The following is a 19804-nucleotide window of genomic DNA, read 5'->3' as shown; positions in this document are numbered from 1 at the left end:
GTGGCAGCCGACGCCGCTGATGCTGAGGGCCTGGGAGGCGCGTAAGCAGGACATGGCGGAACTGGAAGCCTGGCGCGGCTTGACGCCGCCGCACCCCAACGACCCGGACGCGCCGCCGCTTCCGCCGCGGCCGTGGTCATGGTCGTAGTGAGGCGGTAGCCAGCCTACCCGCCCAGGACTGGCAAGCCAGGGCGGGTCAGACGCTCAGTAGCCCAGCCCCATCGCTGCCTTGACGTCCTGCATGGTGGCGCGCGCCACTTGCTCGGCCTTGGCGTTGCCGGCGGCCACCACTTCCTTGACCAGCTTGGGATTGCTCAGATACTGCTCGGCGCGTTCAAACATCGGCTGCTGTTCGCGGAGTACGCCGTCTATCACCGGTTGCTTGCAGTCCAGGCAACCGATGCCGGCGCTGGTACAGCCCTGCTTCACCCATTCGCGGGTATCGGCGTCGCTGTACACCTGGTGCAGCTGCCATACCGGGCATTTGTCCGGGCTGCCCGGATCGGTGCGGCGCACGCGGGCCGGATCGGTCGGCATCGCCCGCACTTTTTTGGTGACGGTGGCCGGGTCTTCGCGCATGGTGATGGTGTTGCCGTAGGACTTGGACATCTTCTGACCGTCCAGGCCCGGCATCTTGGACGCCTCGGTCAGCATCGCCTCGCATTCGGCCAGAATGCTCTTGCCCTTGTTCTCCAGCCAGCCAAACAGCCGCTCGCGGTCCGCCGCCCCCAGGTTCTGGCTGGCGGCCAGGATTTCGCGCGCGCCGGCCAAGGCTTCGGCGTTGCCGTCTTGCAGATAGGCGGTGCGCAGGCGGTCGAACTCCTTGCCGGCCTTGCCTATCTTCTTCACCGCGGCGCGGGCCAGTTCTTCGAAGTTGGGTTCGCGGCCAAACAGGTTGTTGAAGCGGCGCGCCACTTCGCGGGTCAGCTCGATGTGCGGCACCTGGTCTTCGCCCACCGGCACCAGGCCGGCCTTGTAGATCAGGATGTCGGCGGCCTGCAGCAGCGGGTAGCCGAGGAAGCCGTAAGTGCCCAGGTCCTTGGTGGACAGTTTTTCGATCTGGTCCTTGTAGGTGGGTACGCGCTCCAGCCAGGACAGCGGGGTCACCATGGACAGCGCCAGGTGCAGTTCCGCGTGCTGCGGCACTTTGGACTGGATGAAGACGGTGGCCTGTTCCGGGTCCACGCCGGCGGCCAGCCAATCTATCACCATGTCCCACACGCTCTTGCCAATGATGGAGACGTCGTCGTAATTGGTGGTCAGCGCATGCCAGTCCGCCACCATGAAGTAGCAGTCGTGAGTGCTTTGCAGCTGTACCCAGTTCTTGATCACGCCGTGGTAGTGGCCAAGGTGCAGGCTGCCGGTGGGGCGCATGCCGGAGAGAATGCGGTTGGCGAACATGTTTGAATTCCGTTTCAGAAAATAAGCGCGACCGCGCCGGAAACGAAGTCCGGCGCGTCAGGATAGGGGTGAGCCGGGCGCTTCAGAGTCGGTTTACGATCTGCTGCGCGTCGTGGAGCGTTACACGGGGAATACGCCTTGTCTCGCTCTAGCTCGCAAGATCGTAAACACACTCTTAGATCAGGGCGCGCACCAGGCCGTACATCAGGCCGTAGAACGGCCGCAAAATGGTGGTCAGCAGGCCGGTGAAGATCAAGGCCAGCAGCACCCACATGCCGTAAGGCTCCAGCTTGGCGTACTTCCAGGCCATGCCGGGCGGCAGAAAGCTCTCCACGATGCGGCCGCCGTCCAGCGGCAGGATGGGCAGCAGATTGAGCAGCATCAGCGAGATATTGATGCCGATGCCGGCCTGGCTCATCAGCGCCAGCGGCTCGCTGTAGCTGGTATCCATGCCGATGGCCAGTTTGAACAGCAGCACCCACATCAGCATCATCAGCAGATTGGAGGCGGGCCCGGCGGCGGCCACCAGCCGGCCGTGCTCGCGCGGCTTGCGCAGCGCGCCGAAGTTGACCGGCACCGGCTTGGCCCAGCCAAAGATGAAGCCGCCCAGCGTCACCGACAGCAAGGGCAGCAGCACGGTGCCGATCGGGTCGATGTGCTTGAGCGGGTTCAGCGTCATCCGCCCCATCATATAGGCGGTGCTGTCGCCGAAACGGCGCGCGGCGTAAGCGTGGGCGGCCTCGTGCAGGGTGATGGCGAACAGCACCGGCAGCGCGTAAATGGTGATTTTCTGGATCAGGTTAATGTCGCCCATGATGTCTCTTGTGGGTTGAAAACGGTGTTGGGAGGCAAAAGCGGAGTTTATAGGCCAAACGGCGACGGGTCGCCCTTGCCGCGACGCAGCAGCTCCACGCCCTCGGTCATGTCGATCACGGTGGTGGGCTCGGTGCCGCACCAGCCGCCGTCTATCACCGCGTCCACCGCGTGCTCCAGCCGCTCGCGGATTTCATACGGGTCGGTCAGCGGTTCCTCGTCGCCGGGCAGCATCAGGGTACAGGACAGGATGGGTTCGCCCAGCTCTTCCAGCAGGGCCAGCGCCACCTTGTGGTCCGGCACCCGCAGCCCGATGGTGGAGCGCTTGGGGTGCAGGGTGCGGCGCGGCACTTCGCGGGTGGCTTGCAGGATGAAGGTGTAGCTGCCGGGGGTGGCGGCCTTCAACATGCGGAACTGGCTGTTGTCCACCTTGGCGTAATTGGCCAGCTCCGACAGATTGTGGCAGACCAGGGTCAGGTGGTGACGCAGGTCCAGCTGGCGGATATCCAGGATGCGCTCCATCGCCGGCTTGTCGCCCAGCATGCAGCCCAAGGCGTAACAGGAGTCGGTGGGATAGACCACCACCCCGCCCTCGCGCAGGATTTTCACCGCTTCGCGCACCAGCCGCGCTTGCGGATTGTCCGGATGGATCATGAAAAACTGTGCCATGTGGGTCAGCCTTGTGCCGGGTCCGCCGGCCGGATGATGCGCGCGGCCAGCGCGTCCCAGATGGGTTTGCAGATCGGCGGCAGGTCGTCGGTGCGGCCGACGTCGCGGCCGCCCTCGCCTGGAGCGTGGAAATCGCTGCCGGCGCTGGAGTACAGTTCGTGGCGGTCCGCCAGCAAGGCGAACTTGTGCATATCGTCCAGGCTGTGGCTGCCGCTGGCCACTTCAATGCCGCGGCCGCCGGCCTGCTTGAAATCGTTGATCAGCCGCTCGATCAGGGTGCGGCCCATATCGTAGCGGCCGGGATGGGCGATCACCGCCTCGCCGCCGCCGGCCAGAATCCAGCCCACCGCGTCTTCCAGGCCGGCCCATTCGTGCGCCACGTAGCCGGGCTTGCCCGGCGTCAGGAATTTGCGGAACACGGTGCGCACGTCCTTGACCTGGCCGCTATTGACCAGGAAGCGGGCGAAGTGGGTGCGGCCTATCATTTCCGGGTTGTCGCACAAGGCCATCGCGCCGTCGAACGCGCCCTGAATGCCCACCTTGACCAGTTCGTCCGACATCTGCCGCGCGCGGTTGACGCGTCCGTCGCGGATGGATTGCAGGCCGGCGGCCAAGGTCGGCTGGTCCGGGTCTATGCCCAGGCCGACGATGTGCACGGTGTGCTTGCCCCAGGTAACCGAGACTTCGACGCCGTTGAGGAAGGCCAGGCCCTGGCGCGCCGCCTCGGCCCGCGCCGCGGCCAGGCCGTGGGTGCAGTCGTGGTCGGTCAGCGCCACCAGGGTGGCTTCGCGCTCGGCGGCGCGCGCGATCACCTGCTCCGGCGGCAAAGCGCCGTCGGAGGCGTGGGAGTGGAAATGCAGATCGATGCTGGCCATGCTTATTGTCCGTTGGCGGCGGCCTGGCGCGCGGCTTCGCGCAACTCCCAGGCGGCCAGTTTGGCGCGGTATTCCGTCATCAAGGCGTTATAGCTGTCCCAGATGCACGGGTCGCAGCCGCTGCCGCAGCAAGCGTCGTCCGGCGGGGGCTCGGGCGCTTCCGGCGGCGGGTCGAAGTCGTCGTCGTTCATGCCGCCACGACGCGGATGGAAAAGCCTTCGCCGCTGACCTGCTGGCCGGCGCGGATCTTGCAGGTCTTGCGCAGTTCCTCCTGGCCGTCCACTCGCACATTGCCTTCGGCGATGAAATGTTTGGCGGCGCCGCCGGAATCGCAGACATTGCAGATTTTCAGCAGGTCGCACAAGGCGATGTATTCGCCGCTCAATTCAAAGGTTTCGTTCATTTTTGCACACTCGATTGGGACAGGGCTGTGAGCGGGCTGTGGACAAGAACCGCAGCGCCTTCATTTTTCACGCCTTTTTACTGTCGCTTATTTTTTAATCTATCGCCGACAACTATCCACGCCATGGCAGGACAAGCTTGTGGGCCTGTTGTGGATAATTGCGGCAATTTGCTGAATTTCCAGCGCTTTATTCTTTGCGCTCAAAATTTAGGCAACTCGCCCGGCCAGAGGGCGGCCAACGCCGCCCGCGCCTGAGCCATGCGCCTTTCATGCGCGCCGCTCACCCGCGTCGCGTCAACGCCCGCGTCTTGCAGCGCCTGCCGGTAGAGGCCGAACAGCCAATCGCGCTGGGTCGGGTGGCTGCGCAGCGGGTCCGGCTCCCAGGGGATGTCCGGCTCGGCCAGCAGGGTCAAGGCGTAATCGCCGGGCCGACACAGCGCGAGCAAGCCGGGGCTGCAATGCCCGTGCGCCACTTCGCTCCAGATCTTGCAATTCAAGGCGGTGGTGTCGCACAACAAAACTTGGACGCCGCCGGCCAAGGACTGTTCCGCCGCCAACTGTCCACGCGCCACTTCCTCTATGATTTCCGGCGTGGAGCGGTACGGCCGCGCGGCGAAATAATCGCGCGCGTATTCCGGCACCCAGGCGGCGGCGATGCCCGCCTCGTTCAGCGCCGCCGCCAGCGCGCGCGCCAGCGTGGTCTTGCCGCAGGACTCCGGCCCCACGATGGCGATCTTCAACGGCCGCGCCGCGCCTTCTGACATCCGGCTGCTCTCAAAATACGGAAAAGCGGTCAATTATACGCCGCTTGCCGCGCTATCAACAGCCGGGCCGCTGTTCTCAACAAGCAAAGGGGACAGCCCTGTGCGCCAGCTGTGGACAAGGAAGCTAAGCCCTTGCCGCAAAATGGATTTGACCGTGAAGATCAAAAAATAGGCAGACCGATGGATTACCCACATCCAGCGTGAAAAGCCATGTGGGACAATTGTGGATAAAGCGGCCAAGTCCTTGTTCCGCCAAGCGCATTTTCTTTTGCTTATTTTTTAAGCAAAAATCAGCGCCAATTCAAGACGACGGCATGCGCCGCACGCCGTCCATCGCCGGCCCGGCCCCGTCGCGCCCATTTTCCCGTTTGCCCACACCCAAGGTGCAAAGCCGTGTGGGCGAGTTGTGGACAAGCGCGGCAAAGCCCTGAAAAACCGGCACAAAAAAAGGCCGCTCAAAAAATGAGCAGCCTGGGTCGCGCACGGCGTCTTAATGCGCGCTCATCTCGCCGCGCAAGGGCTTAGCCAATTGCGCCGCCAGTTGCTGTCCGCTGAGACCGGCGGACAGCAGCACGTGCAGCTTGGCCAGCGCCGCTTCCGGCGTCAGGTCCGCCCCGGCCACCGCGCCGGCGCGCGCCAGCGGCTGGCTGGCGGCGTAAGCGCCCACCTCCACCGCGCCGCGCGGCGCCTGGGTGATGTTGAGCACGGCGCCGCCGCGCGCGGTCAGGGCCTTCACCCCGTCCAGCAGCGCCGGATCGGCCGGCGCGTTGCCGCTGCCGTAGCTCATCAGCACCGCCGCGTCCAACATCGGGTCCGCCATCAGGCGGCCGGCCAGCGCCGCGCCCTGCCCCGGACTCAGGAACAGGCAGGCGATGCTCAGGTCTTCGCGCAGCGCCTTGGGCTGGAATTCGCCCTGCCCCGGCAACCAGGCGGCCTTGTTCCAGTGCGGATGGATGGCGAAGCGGGCCAGCGGTTCGGCGTTGGGCGAGCCGAAGCCGGCGAAATGCTCCACATCCAGCTTGCGGGCGCGGCTGCCGCGCAGCAGCAGGCGGTCGAAGGCGATGACGACTTCGCACAGCTCAGGCTGGCAGGCCGCCTCCAGCGCGTCGGCGACATTATTCCAGCCGTCGGAGCGCGGGTGCAGCAGCGGCAGCTGCGCGCCGGTCAGCACCACCGGCTTGCCCAGCCCGCGCAGAGCGAAGGCCAGCGCGCCGGCGGTATAGGCCATGGTGTCGGTGCCGTGGATGACGACGAAGCCGTCGTAGTCGCCGTAACGCTCGGCCAGCGCGGCGATGATGCGGTTCCAGTGGCGCGGCTCGATGGCGGAGGAGTCGATCAACTCGTCGAACTCGACCACGTCGAAATCCAGGCCGGGCCGGCGGAAACGTTCCAGCAGGCCGGGCAACAGGCCTGGAGACGGCGCCAGGCCGTCCGGGGTTTCGGTCATGCCTATGGTGCCACCGGTGTACAACACTAAAACGCGGCTCATGCGATCTCCTGCAAACAGTGTCCAATGCCGCGATAGTAGCTCAATTCGCCGCGACCGCGGCAGGACTGTCCACGCGCAGACGCACCGCGTCGTGCCGCCAGTACTCGTAATCGCAGTCCAGCGTCTCGCCGGCGGCGTCTCGATTGATCCGGCGCACCAGCAGAACGGGGCTGCCCTCGGCCAGCATCAGCGCTTGCGCCACGCGGCCTTGCGCCGCCGCCGGCAGGATATCGAAAGCCGCCGCCGCGTATTCGATGCCGTAATGGCGGCGGTACAAACCGGTCAGCGATTGACTCAAATCCAGCTCCTGGATGTCCGGGAAGCGCTCCGGTCTCAGGAAGTGCTCCACGTATAGCGCCACCCGGCCGTCCAGGCTGCGTTGACGGCAGATTTTCCACAAGGAGCTGAGCGGCGGCACGGCCAGCGCCCGGCACAGCTCGGGCGAGGCCAGCACGGTTTCCACGCTCAAGAGCCGGGTTTCCGCCGCGCGCTGCTGGGCGTCGGCCATGCGCTGGAAATGGTTGCCGTAAAGCGGCGCGTATTCCAGCCGCGGAAACGCGAGAAACCAGCCGCGCCGTTCTTCTCGGTAGACCCGCCCTTCGGCCTCCAGCACGCCCAAGGCCTCCTTCAAGGTGATGCGGGTGGTGGCGAACAACTCCGCCAGCGCGCGCTCCGACGGCAGGCGGCCGCCCGGCCGCAGCAGGCCGCCGTCGATTTGCTGCAATAAGGCGGCGCGGATGCGCGCGGCCTGGGAAAGCGGTTTCGATTCAGGCATCAGGACTAGTCCAGCAATCAGGTCTCCGCCGGCTTTTTACCAAGAAAAAATGACAAGGAAATGACTGGCCGCCAGCGCCGCCGGCCGGCCTTGCGCCGATTTGTCACCGACATGCAATCAAACTGCCATGCGAGCTAAACCGAAATGTCATCTACACGGAATACCATCAGCATCGCTTTTATTTGACCTAGTCCAAAGGGATGGATGCCATGAATACACCGTTGCGCTGCGCCGTTCTGGGCGCGCTGGCCCTGCTGGCCAACACCGCTTTCGCCGATAATCTGAGCGCGCTGATCCAGGCCGCCAAGAAAGAGGGCGAGCTGAACGTGATCGCCCTGCCCCATGACTGGTGCGGCTACGGCGGCGTGATCGCCGGCTTCAAGGCCAAGTACGGCATCAAGGTGAACGAACTCAATCCGGACGCCGGCTCCGCCGACGAACTGGAGGCGATCAAGGCCAACAAGAACAATAAGGGCCCGCAGGCGCCGGACGTGATCGACGTGGGCCTGTCCTTCGGCCCGCAAGCCAAGGCCGCCGGCCTGTTGCAGCCTTACAAAGTCTCCAACTGGAAAACCATTCCGGACAGCGTCAAGGACAAGGACGGCTATTGGTACGGCGATTACTACGGCGTGCTGGCCTTCGAGGTGAACAAGGATCTGGTCGCCAAGACGCCGACCGACTGGAGCGACCTGCTGAAGCCGGAGTACAAGAACGCGGTGGCGCTGGCCGGCGACCCGCGCGCCGCCAACCAGGCGATCCAGGGCGTGTTCGCCGCCGGCCTGTCCCAGTCCAAGGGCAATGTGGCCAAGGCCGCCGACGCCGGCCTCAAGTTTTTCGCGCAGTTGAACAAGAGCGGCAATTTCGTGCCGGTGATCGGCAAGGCGGCTTCGCTGGCCCAGGGCAGCACCCCCATCGTGATCCGCTGGGACTACAACGCGCTGGCCGACCGCGACACCTTGAAGGGCAACCCCAAGGTGGAAGTGGTGGTGCCCAAGAGCGGCGTGGTGGCCGGCGTTTACGCCCAGGGCATCAGCGCTTACGCGCCGCACCCCAACGCCGCCAAGCTGTGGCAGGAATACCTGTTCTCCGACGAAGGCCAACTGGCCTGGCTCAAGGGCTATTGCCACCCCACCCGCTTCAACGATCTGGCCGCGCGCAAGAAAATCCCGCAGGACTTGCTGAGCCGGATGCCGGACGCCGCCGCCTATAAGAAGGCCCTGTTCCCCACGCTGGAACAGCAAGAGGCTTACAAGGCGGTGATCACCAAGCAGTGGGACGGCGTGGTGGGCAGCAACGTCAAGTAAGCCGGCCTCATCCCCTTAGCGCGCGGCGCCGTCGCCGCGCGCGGGCTCTCTTTGGAAACACGCCCTCATGTCCGCATCTTCCGACTCTCTCGCCGGCCGTTCCGGCCCGGCGTCGCCGCGCCGCGCCGGCGGCGGCTTCGTCTCGCTGTCCTGGCTGGGCGTGGCGCCGTTCTTCCTGTTTGCGCTGCTCTTCCTGCTGCTGCCCACCGCCCGACTGCTGCTGGGCGCCTTCCAGGACGCCGACGGCCATTTCACGCTGAACAATATCGCCCGGCTGTTCGAGCCGGCGATTCTCGACGCCTACAAGATCAGCTTGCAGATCAGCGCCGCCTCCGCGCTCTTGGGCGCGGCCTTCGGTCTGTTGCTGGCCCTGGCGGCGATCCGCGGCCGGCTGCCGGACTGGATCCGCCCGACGCTGGCCACCTTTTCCGGCGTGGCGTCCAACTTCGCCGGCGTGCCGCTGGCCTTCGCCTTCCTGGCCACGCTGGGCCGCATGGGCCTGGTGACGGTGTTGCTGCGCCGCTATCTGGACTTCGATCTCTACGCCGGCGGTTTCAGCATTCTCAGCTTCAGCGGCCTGACGCTGACCTATCTGTATTTCCAGATTCCGCTGATGGTGCTGATCGTCAGCCCGGCCATAGACGGCCTTAAAACCGAATGGCGCGAGGCCTGCGACAGCCTGGGCGGTTCCGCCTTCGCCTACTGGAGCCGCATCGCGCTGCCGGTGCTGTGGCCCAGCATCCTGGGCGCGGCGCTGCTGCTGTTCGCCAACGCCTTCGGCGCGGTGGCCACCGCCTACGCGCTGACCGGCAGCTCGCTCAACATCGTCACCATCCTGCTGTACGCGCAAATCCGCGGCGATGTGCTGCACGACCAGAACCTGGGCTACGCGCTGGCCTTGGGCATGATCGTGGTGACCGGCCTGTCCAACGCCGCCTACATCTGGCTGCGCGGCCGCGCGGAAAGGAGCCGGGCATGAAACGCCAGCCTGTCCACAAACCGTCGTCGCGCCTGGGCGCCTGGATCGCCGTCGTCGCCGGCGGCCTGTACTTCTTGCTGCCGTTGTTGGCCACCTTCGAGTTCAGCCTGAAGATGCTGCGCGAAGGCTATAGCTTCGAAGCCTACAAGCTGGTGCTGCAAGACCCCGGCTTTCAGCAAAGCTTCGCCTATTCCGCGCTGATGGCCGTGTTCACCATCGTCATCGGCCTCCTGCTGGTGGCGCCCACCGCCTTCTGGATCCAGCTCCGCCTGCCGCGGCTGCGTCCGCTGGTGGAGTTCATCACCTTGCTGCCGCTGGTGATTCCGGCCATCGTCATCGTGTTCGGCTATCTGCGCCTGTTCGGCAGCGACGCCTGGCTGCCCCTGACCGGCAGCGAGCGCGGCACCGATCTCTTGCTGGTCTGCAGCTATGTGACGCTGGCCCTGCCCTATCTATACCGTTCCATCGACGCCGGCCTGTCCGCCATCGACGTGCGTTCGCTGGCCGAGGCGGCGCAAAGCCTGGGCGGCGGCTGGCGGGTGATTCTGCTGCGGGTGATCTTCCCCAATATCCAATCCGCGCTGCTGTCCGGCGCTTTTCTGACCTTCGCCATCGTCATCGGCGAATTCACCATGGCCAGCTTGCTGGCGCGGCCGGCCTTCGGCCCTTATCTGCAATTGATCGGCGCCAACCGGGCCTACGAGCCGGCGGCGCTGGCCATCATCGCCTTTTTGATCACCTGGGCGGCCATGGGCCTGCTGCAGGTGGCCGGCCGTCACCGTCGCGCGCTGCGCGAGGCGTCGGCGACAGAATAAGAGAGACCCCATATGGCATACCTGGACATCCAGCACCTCAACAAGCGCTACGGCCAGCACACGGTGGTGCACGACTTCAATATGCGGGTGGAGGCCGGCGAGTTCGTCACCTTCCTCGGCCCGTCCGGCTGCGGCAAAACCACGGTGCTACGCATGATCGCCGGCTTTGAAACCCCCAGCGGCGGCGCCATCCGCCTGCAGGGCGAGGACATCACCGCCTGCACGCCGCAAAAACGCGGCATCGGCATGGTGTTTCAGAGCTATGCGCTGTTTCCCAATATGAACGCCGGCGAAAACATCGCCTTCGGCTTGAAGATGCAGAAGCGGCCGGCCGCCGATATCCGCCGCAAGGTGGCGGATGCGCTGGCGCTGGTGGAGCTGTCCGGCAAGGAGGGCCACTACCCGCATCAGCTCTCCGGCGGCCAACGCCAGCGGGTGGCGCTGGCGCGCGCGCTGGTGGTGGAGCCGCGCATTCTGCTGCTGGACGAGCCGCTGTCTGCGCTGGACGCGCGCATCCGCAAGAATCTGCGCGAGCAGATCCGCGACATTCAGCGCCGGCTGGGACTGACCACTATTTTCGTGACCCACGACCAGGAAGAAGCGCTGACCCTGTCCGACCGCATCTTCGTGATGAATCAGGGCAAGGTGGAGCAGGAGGGCGCCGCCGAAACCATCTACACCCAGCCGGCCACCGAATTCGTCGCCCGCTTCATGGGCAATTACAATCTGCTGTCCGCCGGCGACAGCCGGGCGCTGTTCGGCCTGGACATCCAGGGCCATCTGGCGATCCGCCCGGAGTCCATTCAATTGCTGCCCGGCGACAGCGCGGAAACGGACAGCCTGCCGGCGGTGGTGAAGCAGCGCCAGTTGCTGGGCAATGTCGTCCGTTATCAGGTGGAAAGCGCCGGCGCGCTGCTGCAGGTGGACCGGCTGAACCGCAACCCGGCGGATTTGCTGGCCGACGGCGCGCCTGTGCGGCTGCGCGTCCAGCGCGACGATATGCGCGAAGTGCGCTAAACGTCGGTTGGCCGCCGGAAATAGGCCATTTGCCGGCGCAGGCTGCCGGCCCGCTGCGACACTTCCTGCGCCGCCGCCGACAATTGCTCGCTGGCGGCGGCGTTGCCCTGGGACAGCTGGCTCAGGCCCTGCATCACCTGATTGATGCCGCCCACGTGCTGCGCCTGGGCCACGGCCTCCTTGGAGATGTCCCGCACCAGCTGCCGGGTTTGCTGGCTGGATTCGACGATGGCGCTCAGGCTCTTGCCGGCCTCTTCCGCCAGCCTCACGCTGCCGGCCGCCACCTGGCCGATCTCCTTGGCCGCGGTCTGGCTGCGCATCGCCAGCTTGCGCACCTCGTCCGCCACCACGGCGAAGCCGCGGCCCAGCTCGCCGGCGCGCGCCGCCTCGATGGCGGCGTTGAGCGCCAGCAAATTGGTCTGATAGGCGATGTCGTCGATGATGTCGGTACGCTGGGCGATCACATGCATCGCCTCTATGGTTTCGCCGACAACCCGCCTGCCCTCCTCGGCCTGACGCGCGGCTTCGCTGGCGACATCGCCGCTGCGGCTGGCGTCGCGAGCCATCGCGAACATCTGCCCGGCGATCTCGTCCACCGCGTGGCTGGTTTGCTCGATGTCGGAAGAAGTGCGGCAGGCGCTGTCGGACAGGCCCTGCGATGCGCTGTTCAATTGCAGCGAGGCGTTGGCCACCGCGTCCGCGTCCTGCTGCACCTGTAGAATCACCCCGCTCAGCTTCCGCCCCATCTGGCGGATGTGCGCGGCCAGGCTGTTGTCGTCAGACGAAGCCAGCCGCAGCCGGAAGTCCAGTTGACCGCCGGCCAGCTCCCGCATGCCCTGCGCCACCTCGTCCGGCTCCGCGCCCAAGGTCCGCAGGATGCTGCGCGCCAGCAGCAGCGCGGCGGCGATGGGCAGCAACACCCCGGCCAACACCGCCAACGCCAGCCAGCTTTGCCAGCGCGCGGCGGACTGCTGCGCCGCCAGCGCGTCGCGGATCCGGATCAACACCGCGTTCTGCACTTCCAGCAAAGCGTCGATGCGCCGGCTGGCCACGTCGAACCACTCTTCGCTGGACAAGCTCTGCATCGCGCCCGGGCCGCGCGCCAGCACCGCGTCGCGCAGCGACTCGTACGCCCCGCTCGCGTCCATCGCCTGGGCCAGCAGACGTTCGTCGCCGTCGTTCTGCCGGTACAGGCTGCGGCACAGCGCCTCCTGCGACACCATGCCGCTGGCCAGGCGGAACTCGTTGATATTGAAACTGCCCACCGCCAGCACTCCGCCGATCAAGCCGCGGGCGCGGCCGGTGTACTCCGTCTGGCAATGCAAGGCGGACCATTGCTGCACCAAGGCGCGCACGTCCTCGCTTTGCGAATAGAACAGGGTGATGACCTTGGAGAGCCGCTCGATGATTTCGGTGTAGCGTTCAAACGCCGGCAGCGGCGAAATATGGCGCTGCGCCACATCGCGGCGCAAGGTCGAGAGCAGCTCCGCCGCCGGCAGTTGCTGGGAAAGAAACAGGCCGGCCTTGCGCGACAACTCGTCGCCCGGCGGCTGGCGCAAGCGGGTCAACAGCGCGTCGGCCTGCGCCTTTTGCCGCGGCAAGGCGGCCGGCATCGGCTTATGCTCGTTCAGATAGCGGTTGCTCAGGCCGCGCTCGATCTGCAAGGCGTGAATCAGCGCCCCCACTTGCTGCACATCGTCCACCAGCGCCTGGTCGCGCTGCAAAGCCTGTACCGTCCGCCACTGCGTAAAGGCAAACCACAAGGCCCCGCACAGCAAGAGCAGCACCAGCGGAGCGATCAACAAGGCCAGCTTGTGCACCAGCTTCAGACGGAAGTGCATCGGGTATCCTGTTCGCAAGCCATGGACCAAGGACCGCCGGAGCCCAACCCTGACGCAGCGGCCAACCGCTCTAACTATAGGCAATGGCTGGACAAGGCAAACACAGTGGCATGAGACGCGCGCAAGCAGGACGCGCGCGCAAAGAAAAACCCGCCGCGAAAGCGGCGGGTTGCGGGGCTGCGGCAATCAGGCCGCGCGCAGGCTGGCGATCATGATCCAGCCTATCAAGGCCGGCGCCATCGCCATGCAGAAGCCGCGCATCAGGCGCATGCCGCGGCCGGCGCCGTCGCCGCTCAACTCGCGGCGCACCACAGGCCAAGCCTTCCAGCCCACGAACAAGGCCAGCAACAGCTCGCCCACCGGCATCAGCAGCTTGGACGTGAGGTAATCCAGAAAATCGAAAAAGCTCATGCCGAACAGCAGGTAATCGCTCCACACGCCCAGCGACAGCGAAGCGGGTATGCCCAGCAGGAAAATGCCCAGCGTCATCACCCAGGCGGATTGCGTGCGCTTGAGGCCGAACTCGTCCATCGCGAAGCTGGTCACCACCTCCAGCAAGGACACCGAAGACGTCAGCGCCGCCAGCAGCAGCAGGCAGAAGAACATCACCGCGAACACCTGCCCCAGCGGCAGGTGGGCGAACACCGCCGGCATGGTGATGAAGGTCAGGCCCGGACCCGCCGAGGGGTCGAAGCCGAAGGCGAACACCGCCGGCAGCACCATCAGGCCGGCCAGGAAGCAGGTGGCCACCGTCAAGGCGATCACCCATAGGGCCGAACCCAGCAGATTGGACTCTTTGCTGACGTAAGAACCGTAGGTGATCATGATGCCCAGGCCCAGCGACAGCGAAAAGAAGGCCAGCCCCAAGGCGTCCACCAGCATGGCGCTGCTGACCTTGGAGAAATCCGGCGCCACGAAATACTTGACGCCTTCCCAAGCGCCCGGCAGCGTCAGGCCGCGTGCGATCAGCACCAGCATCAGCACGAACAAGGCCGGCATCAGGAACTTGGACAGGTTTTCAATGCCCTTCTGCACCCCGCCGGCCACCACCCACACCGTCAGCAAGGCGAAGCCGGCATGGTAGGCGATGGGCTCCAGCGGATCGCTGATGAAGCCGCTGAAGATGGCGCCCAGAGTCTTGGCGTCCGACGTCATGATGCCGCCGCCCAGCGCCTTGACGATGTAGGCGATGGTCCAGCCGCCCACCACGCTGTAGAAGGACAGAATCAGGAAACACACCAAGACGCTCATATAACCGATGACGGGCCAGCCGCCGCCGGCCAACTGCCGGAAAGCGCCGACGGCGCCGGCCTTGGACGCGCGCCCCAAGGCCATCTCGGCCAGCATCAGGGCCAGGCCCAGCGTCAGGCAAATGCCCAGGTAAATAAACAGGAAGGCGCCGCCGCCATTGGTGGCGGCGACATAGGGAAATTTCCAGATCGCCCCCAGCCCAATGGCCGAGCCGGCGGCAGCGAGGATGAAACCGAGGCGCGAGCCCCATTGTGATCTTGCCATGATGCAGTCTGCTTCTTTGTCCGAATATTTGTTCTTGAATCGCCGAGATCGACGCCCGCGCCCAAACGCGATCGCCGCAGCGGCAAAGGTGCTGTTTTGCGCCGGTAAGGCGCGGCTCGCGCCAGGCCAGATCATGAAGCCCGGAAGCGAACGGAAGGGACCCGGCAAGCCGGGCAAGGGAGAGAAAACCGCCGTGTGGGCGGGCCGAAAGCCGCGTCAGGGGTGGCGACGGGCTACGGTTCTCGCTAGTGTATTTTGCGTACAAACACGAATTTACCATGATTGATGGCAATTTCCAGCGTACGCAGGCAATTAATTCCGACTCCCAGCGCAAGTACGGTCATTTCCCGGCAAAGATGGGCATGACAATCCACTCTCAATTAAGTTGAGCATGAAATATCTGTACTCAGGGAATACACTTAGAGCGGCGGACAAAAAACAGTTCCACGCGGCAAGCAAGGCGCGCCGGCCGGACAGCGCAAGCAAGACGGCGAGCCGATGCCACGCGGCGCCTGGAGTTTGTCAGCCGCTTTAAGACCAGCGGCCCCACTGCTACGCACCTGGCCACGCCAGGAGCGAACTCGCCGGCCTCACGCGACTTACGGAGAGCCCCTATGGCGATACTGCAAGCCTTCCAATCGCTGATCGACACCGTACAGGGCGCCTTGATCATCGCGCTTCCCGCAGACGGCCAGATCGTCAGCGCCAACCAGTTGGCCGCCATCCTGCTGGCCACTCCGCACGGCGATCTGATTGGCCAGCCCTTCTCCCGCTTTCTGCCGGATCCCGCGGACAGCGAACTGCTGGCCGGCGAACTGCGCCGCACCAGCATGATCTACAACCGCTCGCTCTCCTTGCAAGCCAGCGGCGGACGCCGCTTCGAGGTGCAGATGTCGCTGCGCGAGGTGGAGCTGGAAGGCGCGCTCATGCTGGTCTACAGCTTCAGCGACCGGACGGAAACCAAGGTCATGAGCCAGTTGCTGGATTTTGAGCGCAATCTGGTGGAGCGCTCGATCAGCCTGATGAAAAGCCTGCGCGCAGAAGACAAGCAAGCCGACGACGACAAATTGACCGGCGTGGCCGGCATGCACCGCCTGCTCTCCGCCGCCCATGCCGAAACCGGCCGCGCGCGCCGCTACGGCGGCGCCGTCTCCGGCCTGATCCTCAGCCTGATGAACGTGCCCGAGCCGATGCCGGAGCTTGACGAGGGCTCGGCGCACCGCCACTTGCTGCGCCTGGCCGGCAGCCTGTGCCTGCAAAGCACGCGCGACAGCGATCTGGTGGCCCAGCGCGAAGACGACGCCTTCATTATTCTGCTGCCCAACACCGGCGTAAGCGGCGCCAACGAACTGGCGCGCAGGCTGATCAAATCGCTGCGCCAGCTCAGCTTCGTCTACCAGGGGGAAGAGCGCAAGGCGGCCGCCTGCGTCGGGCTGAGCGCTCTGCGCGGCAGCGAAAACACGCCCAAACCCATGCTGGAACGCTTGAACGAAGCGCTGCAAAAAGCGCGGGAAGGCGGTCCCAACTACATCGTCAAACTGCCCTGAAGCGTCTGTCCGGCTAGGCAGGAGCGCCGCGCTCCAGCCAAACGGCTTCAGCCCTATATAAAGACAAACCGGCGAGGCATCGTCTTGACGCCTCGCCGGTTTCGTTTCCATCGGCCGTTTAGCCTGTCAGCAACTCACTTCCGCGTTCTTGCGCGCATAGAACCACCAGCACAAGGCGATGCAGCTGATATAGAAAACAATGAAGCACAACAGCGCCGGCTCCGCGCCGCCGGTCGCCTTCATGGACGCGCCAAAGCTCTGCGGAATGAAATAGCCGCCGTAAGCGCCAATGGCGCTGATGAAGCCGCCAGCCGCGGCCGACTCCTTGACCCCGTCCGCCTCGGCCTGCTTGCGCGCGTCATCGCCGCGACCGGCCGCCGCGCGCAGCCGCCCGGTGGTGAAGATGGTTGGAATCATTCGGTAAGTCGAACCATTGCCCACGCCGGCCATGGTGAACAGCAAGAGGAACATGGCGAAGAAGCCGGCAAAGCTGCCGCCGCTCAACTGCCCGGCCGCGTCATGCGCCGGCAGGAAGTGCAACACCCCCACCACCGCCAAGGCCATCACCGCGAACACCCACATGGTCACCCGCGCGCCGCCGAGCTTGTCCGAGATCACGCCGCCTATCGGGCGCACCAGAGCACCGAGCAAGGGGCCGATAAAGGCGAACTTGGCCACCGGCACCTCCGGAAACTGCGTCTTGGTCAGCAGGGCGAAAGCGCCGGCAAAACCGATGAAGCTGCCGAAAGTGCCAATGTACAGCCAGCACATCAGCCAATTATGCTTGCGGCGGAAAATCACCGCCTGCTCTGTGAACGAGGCCTTGGCGTCCGCCAGATCGTTCATGCCGAACCAGGCCGCCGCCGTGGCCAAAACAATGAACGGCACCCAGACGAAGCCGGCGTTCTGCAGCCACAAGCTCTTTTCCACCCCATCCTTGACATAATGCTGCGCATCGCCGCCAAAGGCGCCGAACATGCCGCCGGTCACCACCAGCGGAATCACGAACTGGGCCAAGGACACGCCGAGGTTGCCGAAACCCGCGTTCAAGCCGTTGGCCGCGCCCTTCTGCGCCTTGGGGAAAAAGTAAGCGATATTGGCCATGGAGCTGGCGAAATTGCCGCTGCCCAGCCCGCACAGCAAGGCGATCGCCAGCATCACCGGGTAAGACGTCGTGGGATCCTGCACCGCAAAGCCCAGCCATATCGCCGGAATCAACAGCGAGGCGGTGGACAAGGTCGTCCATTTGCGCCCGCCCACAATGGACGGCATGAAGGAATAAAAAATGCGCAAGGTCGCGCCGGACAGCGCCGGCAGCGCCGTCAGCAAAAACAGCTGATCCTTGGTGTAATTGAAACCCGCGTTCGGCAGGTTCAAGGTCACCACGCTCCACAATACCGAAATGACGAAAGCCAGCGTCAGACACGGAATCGAAATCCACAAATTGCGCCGCGCAATGCTCTGGCCTTCTTGTTGCCAGAACTCGGCGCTTTCCGGTTCCCACCGTTTGATGACATAAGACATGACTCAACCCTCCCCGCCGGCCCGAGTCATGGCCAGACCAGCGCTATTTGACAATCTTTTAAAGGCGGCGCGCGTCAAGGCGCCGCCATGCAACTCAAACTCAACGACTGGCGGTGGCCAGACGCAAACGCTCCGCGGCCACCGGCTTGAACGAGTAATGCATCCAGACCAGGCTGACGCAGACCGTGCCGTACAGCAGCATGAAACAGCTGGAACGCACCCCGGCGAGGTCCACCAGCGCGCCGAACAAAATCGGCAACACGAAACCGGCCAGTCCGCCGGCCAGGCCCACCACGCCGGACACCGCGCCGATATTGTCGGGAAAATCATTGGCGATGAACTTGAACACCGAAGCCTTACCCACCGCCATCGCCACGCCGGCGATGAACAACACCGCGGTGAATAGCACCGAGTTCAAACCGATATGCAGGCTCCACGGTCCCTTGACGGTGGCCACCACCATCTCAGTCTGCGGATAGGACAAGACGAAGAAGCACACCCATAACACCCACATCACCCACCAGGTGGTCCGGTACGCGCCGAAGCGATCCGACATCCAGCCGCCGATCGCGCGCAGTACGCCGCCCGGCAAGGAAAAACAGGCGGCAAGAAAAGCCGCGGTTTTCATATCAAAGCCGTACTCGCCGACAAAATACTTGGTCAGCCACAGCGACAAGCCGACATAGCCGCCAAACACCACCGAGTAATACTGCGAGTAGCGCCAAACCCGGGGATCGCGCATCACTCGCAGTTGATCGACGAAACGCTGGCTCCCTCCGCTCAAGTGCGCTGGATTGTGATAACTGCAAAACCAAAACAGCAGCGCCGCAGCCAGCATTACCCCGGCGTAAACCTGGGGCACCAGTGTCCAGCCGCCCAGCGCGATCAAGGCCGGCGCCACGAATTTATTCACCGCCGCACCGGAATTGCCCGCGCCGAACACGCCCATCGCCATACCCTGATGCCGCGCGTCGAACCAGCGCGCCACATAGGGCGTGCCCACCGAAAAACTGCCGCCCGCCAAGCCGATGAACAGCCCAATCAGCAAGAAATGCCAATACTGGGAGGCGAACTCCATCAGATAAATCGGCAGCACCGCGCTCAGCATCAGGCAGAACAAAACGATGCGGCCGCCACAGCGGTCGGTCCAGATCCCCAAGGGCACCCGCACCAGCGAACCCGACAACACCGGCATCGCCACCAGAATGCCGAACTCGGTCTCGTTCAGCCCCAGTTGCTGCTTCACCGGAATGCCCACCACGCCCATCATCATCCACACCATGAAACAGACGGTGAAAGCAAAAGTGCTGACGGCCAGCACTGAATACTGCTTGTACGCCGCGGATGTCATCTTTCCTCCCTCAGCGGCCTGGCGGCCGGTCAGTCCAACTCCATACTCACACCATACTGCTCGCGCGCCGGGAAACCCATTCGCCAGACGTGGGCAAGACCGAGGAAAAACGATCTAATCGAAATAGTTCTTTTGGGTGGTATTCAGGACAGCGGCGACGCCGCAGAAGGGATGGAAGGCGGCGTAGCCGTCCGGCTTTGCGCCAATGCAAGTTACAGCCCCGGCGACATTGGCTAAGATAGGCGCATTGCCAACAAGGGAGCCTCCCCCATGAATGCCGCCAAGAAGATTCGCCGTTTCATCGAAGAAGGACATGACCCGCAGCAAATGCAAGTGCTCAAGGAACTGGCGACCGCACTGGAAATGGGCCGCTCTTTCGACCTCAGCCTGCTCTACGATATCGACATGCGCTACTTCGACGTCGCCATCGACCTGCTGAAAGACTGGCGCTTCGACCATCACATCGCCTCTCGCAGCAAGCTGCTGGAGCAGTTGCTGACCGAGATCGCACCGGACAGACAGGCGAAAGCGCAGGAAGCTCCGACAGTCAAACCGGCGGCGAGCAAAGCCGCCAAACTCAAAAAGTAAGCGGACCGCGGACGCAACAAAGCCTCCCTTTGGGGAGGCTTCCGTGTCGCCGTTCAACAGCACAATGCATAAAGCCCAGCTCGTGTGAGCTGGGCTTTGCAATGGGGCGTCTGGCGGTGTCCTACTTTCACATG

The 19804-nt window shown here is 64.5% G+C and carries 20 protein-coding genes; 7 read left to right on the top strand and 13 right to left on the bottom strand.

Features of this window, described 5'->3' with window-relative positions; all coding sequences use genetic code 11:
• Window positions 1–204: 204 nt before the first annotated feature.
• The 7 genes from NK214_RS23290 to NK214_RS23260 all read right to left on the bottom strand — a co-directional run bounded on the left by NK214_RS23290 (window position 205) and on the right by NK214_RS23260 (window position 4901).
• Window positions 205–1401, bottom strand: a complete 1197-nt coding sequence (locus NK214_RS23290) for a tryptophan--tRNA ligase (protein WP_107799978.1) — start codon at window positions 1399–1401, stop codon at window positions 205–207.
• Between the two features lie 175 nt (window positions 1402–1576).
• Window positions 1577–2215, bottom strand: coding sequence for a site-2 protease family protein (locus NK214_RS23285; RefSeq protein ID WP_107799979.1), 639 nt, complete (start codon window positions 2213–2215; stop codon window positions 1577–1579).
• A 47-nt stretch (window positions 2216–2262) separates the two neighbouring features.
• The gene (locus NK214_RS23280; protein WP_253315637.1) at window positions 2263–2883 is read right to left on the bottom strand and encodes an L-threonylcarbamoyladenylate synthase; all 621 of its coding nucleotides are present in this window, start codon (window positions 2881–2883) and stop codon (window positions 2263–2265) included.
• Window positions 2884–2888: 5 nt separating this feature from the next.
• A complete protein-coding gene (locus NK214_RS23275; protein ID WP_227107281.1) occupies window positions 2889–3758 on the bottom strand; it encodes a 3',5'-nucleoside bisphosphate phosphatase in 870 nt (289 codons plus the stop codon).
• Between the two features lie 2 nt (window positions 3759–3760).
• A complete protein-coding gene (locus tag NK214_RS23270) occupies window positions 3761–3949 on the bottom strand; it encodes an oxidoreductase-like domain-containing protein (protein WP_019101808.1) in 189 nt (62 codons plus the stop codon).
• Window positions 3946–4161, bottom strand: a complete 216-nt coding sequence (locus NK214_RS23265; protein ID WP_107799982.1) for an RNA-binding S4 domain-containing protein — start codon at window positions 4159–4161, stop codon at window positions 3946–3948. The genes NK214_RS23270 and NK214_RS23265 overlap by 4 nt, the downstream gene beginning before the upstream one ends.
• 200 nt (window positions 4162–4361) lie before the next feature.
• On the bottom strand, window positions 4362–4901 hold the full coding sequence (locus NK214_RS23260; protein ID WP_235089661.1) for an AAA family ATPase: 540 nt from the start codon (window positions 4899–4901) through the stop codon (window positions 4362–4364).
• On the opposite strand from NK214_RS23260, the gene NK214_RS23255 reads away from it, so the two are divergent.
• Window positions 4888–5097, top strand: coding sequence for a hypothetical protein (locus NK214_RS23255; protein ID WP_227107275.1), 210 nt, complete (start codon window positions 4888–4890; stop codon window positions 5095–5097). The two genes, NK214_RS23260 and NK214_RS23255, sit on opposite strands and share 14 nt — an antisense overlap.
• Window positions 5098–5415: 318 nt before the next feature.
• Here the strand turns inward: NK214_RS23255 and NK214_RS23250 are convergent, their stop codons facing one another.
• Both NK214_RS23250 and NK214_RS23245 read right to left on the bottom strand, forming a co-directional pair.
• Window positions 5416–6414, bottom strand: a complete 999-nt coding sequence (locus tag NK214_RS23250) for an asparaginase (protein ID WP_253315636.1) — start codon at window positions 6412–6414, stop codon at window positions 5416–5418.
• Window positions 6415–6454: 40 nt separating this feature from the next.
• Entirely contained in the window at window positions 6455–7189 is a 735-nt protein-coding gene (locus NK214_RS23245; protein WP_107799985.1) for a UTRA domain-containing protein, read from the bottom strand.
• A 209-nt stretch (window positions 7190–7398) separates the two neighbouring features.
• On the opposite strand from NK214_RS23245, the gene NK214_RS23240 reads away from it, so the two are divergent.
• From NK214_RS23240 to NK214_RS23225, 4 genes are all read left to right on the top strand, one after another.
• Complete coding sequence (locus tag NK214_RS23240; RefSeq protein ID WP_199225895.1) at window positions 7399–8493, top strand: ABC transporter substrate-binding protein; 1095 nt, start codon at window positions 7399–7401, stop codon at window positions 8491–8493.
• A 67-nt stretch (window positions 8494–8560) separates the two neighbouring features.
• Window positions 8561–9472, top strand: a complete 912-nt coding sequence (locus tag NK214_RS23235; RefSeq protein WP_107799987.1) for an ABC transporter permease subunit — start codon at window positions 8561–8563, stop codon at window positions 9470–9472.
• Window positions 9469–10287 carry an ABC transporter permease gene (locus NK214_RS23230; protein ID WP_253315635.1) on the top strand — a complete coding sequence of 273 codons (819 nt, stop codon included), beginning with the start codon at window positions 9469–9471 and terminating at the stop codon, window positions 10285–10287. Before NK214_RS23235 ends, NK214_RS23230 begins: the two co-directional genes overlap by 4 nt.
• Before the next feature lie 12 nt (window positions 10288–10299).
• Window positions 10300–11304: an ABC transporter ATP-binding protein gene (locus tag NK214_RS23225; RefSeq protein WP_253315634.1), complete on the top strand. Its 1005-nt coding sequence runs from the start codon at window positions 10300–10302 to the stop codon at window positions 11302–11304.
• On the opposite strand, the gene NK214_RS23220 is transcribed toward NK214_RS23225, so the two are convergent.
• Together NK214_RS23220 and NK214_RS23215 are read right to left on the bottom strand one after the other, a co-directional pair.
• On the bottom strand, window positions 11301–13145 hold the full coding sequence (locus NK214_RS23220; RefSeq protein WP_227107270.1) for a methyl-accepting chemotaxis protein: 1845 nt from the start codon (window positions 13143–13145) through the stop codon (window positions 11301–11303). The genes NK214_RS23225 and NK214_RS23220 overlap by 4 nt on opposite strands.
• 186 nt (window positions 13146–13331) lie before the next feature.
• Window positions 13332–14660: a sodium-dependent transporter gene (locus NK214_RS23215; RefSeq protein ID WP_235089667.1), complete on the bottom strand. Its 1329-nt coding sequence runs from the start codon at window positions 14658–14660 to the stop codon at window positions 13332–13334.
• Between the two features lie 614 nt (window positions 14661–15274).
• Here NK214_RS23215 and NK214_RS23210 point away from each other — a divergent pair.
• Window positions 15275–16207 (top strand): PAS domain-containing protein, encoded by a 933-nt coding sequence (locus NK214_RS23210; RefSeq protein WP_107799991.1) that lies wholly within the window; start codon window positions 15275–15277, stop codon window positions 16205–16207.
• 126 nt (window positions 16208–16333) lie between these two features.
• On the opposite strand, the gene NK214_RS23205 is transcribed toward NK214_RS23210, so the two are convergent.
• Both NK214_RS23205 and NK214_RS23200 read right to left on the bottom strand, forming a co-directional pair.
• Window positions 16334–17731, bottom strand: coding sequence for a NarK family nitrate/nitrite MFS transporter (locus NK214_RS23205; RefSeq protein ID WP_253315633.1), 1398 nt, complete (start codon window positions 17729–17731; stop codon window positions 16334–16336).
• 100 nt (window positions 17732–17831) lie between these two features.
• Window positions 17832–19082: a nitrate/nitrite transporter gene (locus NK214_RS23200; protein WP_253315632.1), complete on the bottom strand. Its 1251-nt coding sequence runs from the start codon at window positions 19080–19082 to the stop codon at window positions 17832–17834.
• Window positions 19083–19352: 270 nt separating this feature from the next.
• On the opposite strand from NK214_RS23200, the gene NK214_RS23195 reads away from it, so the two are divergent.
• Window positions 19353–19670, top strand: coding sequence for a hypothetical protein (locus tag NK214_RS23195; RefSeq protein WP_253315631.1), 318 nt, complete (start codon window positions 19353–19355; stop codon window positions 19668–19670).
• Window positions 19671–19804: the final 134 nt, after the last annotated feature.

The sequence above is a fragment of the Chromobacterium sp. S0633 genome, from assembly GCF_024158805.1.
Lineage (GTDB): Bacteria > Pseudomonadota > Gammaproteobacteria > Burkholderiales > Chromobacteriaceae > Chromobacterium.
The sequence above is the reverse complement of the archived record's forward strand: the minus strand, read 5'-3'. Positions and strand labels throughout refer to the sequence as shown.